This window comes from Corynebacterium nasorum, assembly GCF_030229765.1.
In the GTDB taxonomy this organism is placed as follows: Bacteria; Actinomycetota; Actinomycetes; order Mycobacteriales; family Mycobacteriaceae; genus Corynebacterium; species Corynebacterium kefirresidentii.
Genome location: NZ_JASPGY010000004.1, coordinates 255,649 through 261,772 on the forward strand (window position 1 = coordinate 255,649; position 6,124 = coordinate 261,772).

Consider the following 6,124-nt stretch of genomic DNA (forward strand, 5'->3'; position numbering starts at 1 on the left):
CACCATGCCACCACCAACAACAAAGAAAGTGACGGTTACTATGGTAACCCATAATCTTGAGTCCACACAGTCCGAACAGCATGGTTTGAGCCGGGCAGAACGGTTAACGGACATTCTTAGCAGCGCCGCGCGCGTAGATTTAGACGGCCGTGACTTGGTGCTGGACTACGTGCACGCGCTACAGGCCGAGGGCGTAGCGGTGCTGCCTCTAAAGGCCGGGGAAAAGCTACCAGCGACACCCAACGGCGTGCACGGGGCTACGACCGACCCGGCTACCTTTGACGCCATGTATTCCACCGGCTGCAATCTGGGAATGAACCTCGGTGCCAGTGGGATTGTGGTTGTGGACGCCGATACCCCGGCCGAGGTTGAGGATTGGCAGGACTGGCAGCAAGAGCACGCCACCTCTATGCCGCGGGCTACCGTAGCCACCCCGGGCACCGCCAAGGTGCACCATGGCGGCGGCCATTGGTGGATTGACGCCGAGAATGCTGGGGAGCTCAAAGAGTCCAAAGCAGGCACCGCCACTGTAATGACCGGCGACCGCTACGTTGTATTACCGGGCAGCGTGCGCACCGACGTGGCCGACCCTAACCAGCCTGCTTACGTAGTGCAGGGCGCCGTCTATAGCAGCGTGCAAGGCAGTGCCGTCATTGAGGCTGCACGCCGGATAGACAAGCCCGAGACCAAGACCACGCGAGAGCCCAACAGCACGCCGGTAACCAGCATTGACCATTGGGCGCAAGAAACAGAGTGGGAACAGCTACTAATCCCCGACGACTGGATTAACACCGGCGACAGCGACAGCTGTGGGTGTGACATCTATACAGCACCGGGAACTCACGCTAACCCCAAATCGGCAACGGCACACACCGGACAGTGTGAGCTATCCAACAACGGCGGTGCACTTGCCGTATGGACGGATAACCCACCCCAAGAGCTCATGGACGTCATAGAGGACAAGGGCAAGAGGGTTAGCAAGTTCGACTACGTGACCTATATGCACCACGACGGCGACACCTCGGCCGCGTTTGAGGCTTTAGGGCTTGACTATTCCACCGGCGGGCAGGCGCTAAGCGCCGCTGAATTGCGAGGCAGCGGCACTAGCCGAGAGGCCACGCAGCCGCGCGGCAAAGTAGACCTAAGCGTCATTTTGGCCGACGATTACACCCCGCCCACACCAACCTTGTGGACGCGCACCGACGGCGAGAAGCTGCTTTACCCCGGCCGCTCGCACAGCGTGCATGGCGAAAGTGAGTCTGGCAAGTCTCTACTCATGCAGGCACTAGCCGCCGAGCTCATTACCGCCGGGCAGCGCGTGCTTTACCTTGACTATGAGGACACCGCCCTTAGCGTTATCGGCCGTTTGCGAGCGATGGGAACACCAGACGACGCGACCCTAGCCATGCTTGACTATTGGAACCCCGAGCCCGCGGGCGGCAAGTGCGTAGAGCCCGAGGGGCTGGATTACATGGCCGGGCAGTCATATGGCCTCGTTGTAATTGACGGCGTAACCACGGCGCTATCGGACGCCGGGCTGAACTCAAATGACGGCGACGACGTCGTTCAGTGGTTTGGCAAAGTGGTCAACTATCTAGCCACGTCCACCGGCGCGGCCGTCGTCGTGGTAGACCACGTGGTCAAAAATGGCACCGGCGGGCGTTTCGCAGTGGGCTCAAACCAGAAGATGGGCCAACTTACCGGCGCCGCCTACACCGTGGACGTGCTCACCCCGCCTGCCCAAGGCAAGGTGGGAACCCTCGAGGTCTACATTGGCAAGGATAAGGGCGGCGGCGTGCGAAAGTTCGCAGAGGCCCCCAACCAGCACCGCCAAGCGCGCGTGGCAACAGTGACCGTGGACGGTACAGGCGGCGGTCTCTCGGTGACTGTAGACCCGCCACATGAGGACACCAAGCGCGCCAAGCAAGCCACAGCTACCGACGGTGCTGTTAGCCGTGTAGACCTTTATCTATCTGGCCTCGGTGACGAAAAGCGCCCAAGCCTGCACGAGATTGTGTATGCCATTGTCACCACCTACGACGACGGCGACGGGTTGACAGAGGAGCACCTTAAGAAGCTGTGGAAAGATATATCACCGCGTACCACGGGCGGCGCGAAGAGGTTTACCACAGCCTTTAAACGGGCCAAGGATAAAGGCCTTATCACCCGAAAGAAACGCGGTAGCCGTGCTTGGGTATGCGCCCCCGGCGCTGACATATCCGCACCCGCCCGAGCCTTGGTTGAGCACATCAAATTGGACGCTGAAAAGGACGCCATAGAGGCCCTTGAATAGCGGTAAAAATAATACCTATATCTTGTGTCCCGATGTAATTTCGGGTGTTGTGTCTGGGACACAAGATTTTGCTACATACAGACATGCACCGGGGCACAAGAAAAAGACACCATTAACGCAGCTCAAGCAATATAAATGAGCCCTCGTGATGTGTGTCTGGGTGCGTGTCTATAAACAAAAATGATGCGCTTGTGTCCGTGTGTCTCTCTCCTTTAGGGGAGAGACACACACCAAGGACACCCAAACCGATGTGAAATCAAAGGGAAAAATAAAGGGGTTTGAACCGGCTGTGTAGACATGGTTCACGCCGCGGCCGCGCGTAGTGAGCAACACCAATGAAAGATGGAAATGAATAATTGGAAATATCGCGTATAATTTCCATTGGCCTAGTCTCCGGCCCCTTGCCGGGGTGGGGGTGACTCCCCTCCGCCTCGGCCTCACTATCCTCCCGGTATACAGACTTTTGTACCGCGTAACCCAAACGCTCGGAACCGGCACAGGCTAAACCCCGCATGCGGTGCATAAAACGTGCATAAAATGGCCGTAGAGCGCCAACGCGAAAGGAACAACAGCCGTGACTAGCCCTCAAGTACCCCGCAAAAAGCGCGATAAGACCAATGCGCCCTATGCCTTTTCCCACTCATGGCGCAAGAAAGTCACCTCATGGCGGCGCAAACTTGAGCGCGACCCCGCTTTGGCCGTGTGCTGGTTGTGCGGTGGCGCTATCGACATGAACTTGCCGCCAACGCACGGCCGGGCGTTCACCCTCGACCACCTTGTACCCCTTAGCCAAGGCGGTGACCTCATGGGAGAGGTAAAACCCGCGCACCGCTCGTGCAACTCCGCTCGCGGCGATGGGCGGCGTTCCCGCCGCGGGCCTAATCCACCTACTTTGTTGGACTGGTAGACCACGCCGAGGGCCGAGCAGCCCAAAATCAACGCCTCACGCGGCCATGGACGGCCTTTCACGCCTCGGCGGTACAACTTACCCGGCTACGGCCCTACAGGGCGCGAGAGAGGCACACAGCCCCGTTTGGCCAAAGCGCGCGCCGTGACCCGTGTACGAAAGGATAGTCGAAAATACCGGCATGACCTGCAATTTCATGCACGTGCATGAGGTTATAGACCGGCATGACCTGCAATTTCACAGACGTCTGTGAAAAGGCCACCGCCGCGCCCGGCCGCGTAGTACCTCCCCTCGCGGTGGCAATCTTGGCGGCGTGGCTGTGAAATACCCCCGTTTGCTACCCCCGGTCGTGCCAGCGACATAAACACAGCCATGTTATTTAACCTTGGACAATGCCGAAAAGGTACCCATTTCCAGCATGAATAGTACCTTTTCTAATTCTTGCCAACGCCGCTAATACGGCTCACAATAAAAGGCAAGGGGCACGCCCCTAATCCCAAACCACATTGTGCTTGCACGGCCTCCCGTCACTTTCCCCATAGGACTCACTGTCACTATCCATCAACTTGAGTAAAGGACATTGAGCTATGGCTACAGAGCCAATTGCACATTTTTCTAATCGCGTTGCCGCTGTCTCGGCCGCGCTAAGCATGACCGGCGCCCGCCCGGCCGCCGCCGAGGCCATGGCACGAGCGGACGAAAAAATTTCCGCCCGCATGGCTGACTTTGACGACCACTACGCCAATAAGGCAAGCGACGACAAGCTACAGGCCGCGGCCGCCAAGTGGGTGAAGCTCAACAGGGCAAGTTTCAAAGACCTAGACGAGCTTATTCTTTCCCCAACCCCTGCCGAAAACACCACCGTGCCTGTGCAGTTTAAGGACGAGTGGGGCCTGCGGTGGGAACAAAAGGCAGCCTCAACCCCCGAGGCCCGCCGCCTAGCTACAGCGCGCCAGCACGTCTTGAATGGACTTATTGCAAAATATGACAAGCCTGACTATTCCACCGAGGCGCTAATTGAATCGTGCAAGCCTGACGTGCGTGCATGGTTCGACAATCTGGCAACGGAATACACCGAGGCCTTGGAAGCGCTAGACGACAACGCCCTCGACCGTGCCCGCCGCGGCAACCGCATGGACTCAATTCTTGAGTTGATTGACCCGGCCACCACGCCCGAGGCCACTATCACGGCCTACCGCCGGGCGGTGCGGGCATGGAATTTAGTGGACAACCACGGGGCACACATTCCACTAGCCCGCGCCATGGCTTTCCATGATGTAAGCGATACGCCTAACCCCGAGCGTGACGTGTTCAACCGCTTGGAAGAAATGACTAGCAACCGGGTGGCGCGCTACGCTGCCCTAATGTTCGACGCCCAAACGTGTGCACTAAGGGCGCTTGGCATGGGAGATATTGAGGCGGTGTGCAAGGGGCTTGGACATATCGCGCCGCTGGCCGACCCGCTTGGCGACGACCTGCCCGAGCTTGAACACCGCATTGACGCTATTAGGGCAGTTAACGCGTGGCTGGACTACCGCGAGCGCACTGTTGGCGACCGCTACCGTGGAAAAGGCTGGCACGAGCCGTATGAGCGCTTTGGCATGTCCACCCCCGAGGAATCACTAGCGGCGCTCAAGGAATACAACCCGACGGTGTTTGAGTACAAGGACGCCGAGGTCGACGACTATGACCTTGACGCGGTAGACGACCCCTACGAGAACTAAATGCCATGGACGGCCTCGACCAGAACGTATGGCCGTGCCACCCGCATGGCTCATGGCAGAGGGCCTTAGCTCACAAAGCTATGGGGCTGCCCGTAGACGACGAGGACGCTAAGGCCCTAGCGGCGTGGGATAAAGAGGGAAAGAACGCCCACGTTAAGCAATCGCGCATAAAACAGCACAGGCAATATATGGCACGTGTGGCAGCCGCGGCCCGTAGTCATATTGGGCCTCGAGAGGTTGTAGGGTGCCGTGAACTATCCCGCCGGGTTGCAGAGGCCCCTGACATGCCCTCCCGAGTTGAAGTGGCAGACGTGTTGAAGGCACTCAAACCGGGGCGAAGCTATGGCGGTCTTACCAAGCGCTATATAGACAACTTGAGTGGACACCCCGGCCATTTTTTCGCCCGGCATGAACGTGACTTTGACATCTTCATTGCACAGCGAAAGGCTTACCGGGCTGAAATTGGCAGGCGGGTCTGTGCCCAATACATCAACGCCGGGCAAGAAAGAGAAAGGAAACACAGCTAATGGCATACAGAGATGAACTAACCGAGATTGGCGCCCGCGTCTATGGGCGCAGCACCAACACCGAGACAGGACAACTAGGCGCCCGTATTTATGACCGCTGTGACGAAACAGAATCGGCACAACTAGGCGGCCGTGTCTATGGTCACAATGACGAATTGGACGCCCTCGGCCACCGCGTCTACAACCCCACCCACGGGGAGGTTGTAAGCTACCAACAGGACGACCCCGCCGATGAAGGGGAGTCTCGGCCATGGCGGCTAAATGAGTCACGCCCCGGCCCCGGTGCTCACTACCTCGACGAGGCGGGGCAAGAGGCCGACCTTGACGCTATCGGTGCCCGTATCGCACGCGGGGGCAGCGGCGTAGAGGGCATTAAGACCGCGGATAACCGAGACGAGAACTACGACGTCACCGGCACGCGCGGCCTGCCCGGCTTTGATTACTGATAAAATAAGGGCGTAGTTGGTTAGCCAACTATAGTGTCAAGGCCTCACCGCCCCGGTGCTTACCGTACGAGCACCAGGGCGGTGTTCTATGTCTTGGGTTAAGGGTCAAAATGTGTGTCTGGCTCGGCGTGTCGCGGGGGTTAGATTTGGCCTTTTTGAATGCCGATTGAGTGGGTGTAGTCGGTGTCGATAGCGTTGTCGTAGAGGGCTGGGCGTCCTGTTTCGTG

The 6,124-nt window shown here is 58.5% G+C and carries 4 protein-coding genes; all 4 read left to right on the forward strand.

The annotated features are described in order from the left end of the window. The first annotated feature begins 40 nt into the window (after window positions 1–40). The 4 genes from QP904_RS06165 to QP904_RS06180 all read left to right on the forward strand — a co-directional run bounded on the left by QP904_RS06165 (window position 41) and on the right by QP904_RS06180 (window position 5,897). Window positions 41–2,293, forward strand: a complete 2,253-nt coding sequence (locus tag QP904_RS06165; RefSeq protein ID WP_284835727.1) for a bifunctional DNA primase/polymerase — start codon at window positions 41–43, stop codon at window positions 2,291–2,293. Window positions 2,294–2,867: 574 nt separating this feature from the next. Next, entirely contained in the window at window positions 2,868–3,200 is a 333-nt protein-coding gene (locus tag QP904_RS06170) for an HNH endonuclease (RefSeq protein ID WP_284835728.1), read from the forward strand. 587 nt (window positions 3,201–3,787) lie between these two features. Beyond that, window positions 3,788–4,924: a hypothetical protein gene (locus QP904_RS06175; protein ID WP_284835729.1), complete on the forward strand. Its 1,137-nt coding sequence runs from the start codon at window positions 3,788–3,790 to the stop codon at window positions 4,922–4,924. A 526-nt stretch (window positions 4,925–5,450) separates the two neighbouring features. Beyond that, on the forward strand, window positions 5,451–5,897 hold the full coding sequence (locus tag QP904_RS06180) for a hypothetical protein (protein WP_284835730.1): 447 nt from the start codon (window positions 5,451–5,453) through the stop codon (window positions 5,895–5,897). Window positions 5,898–6,124 lie beyond the last annotated feature (227 nt).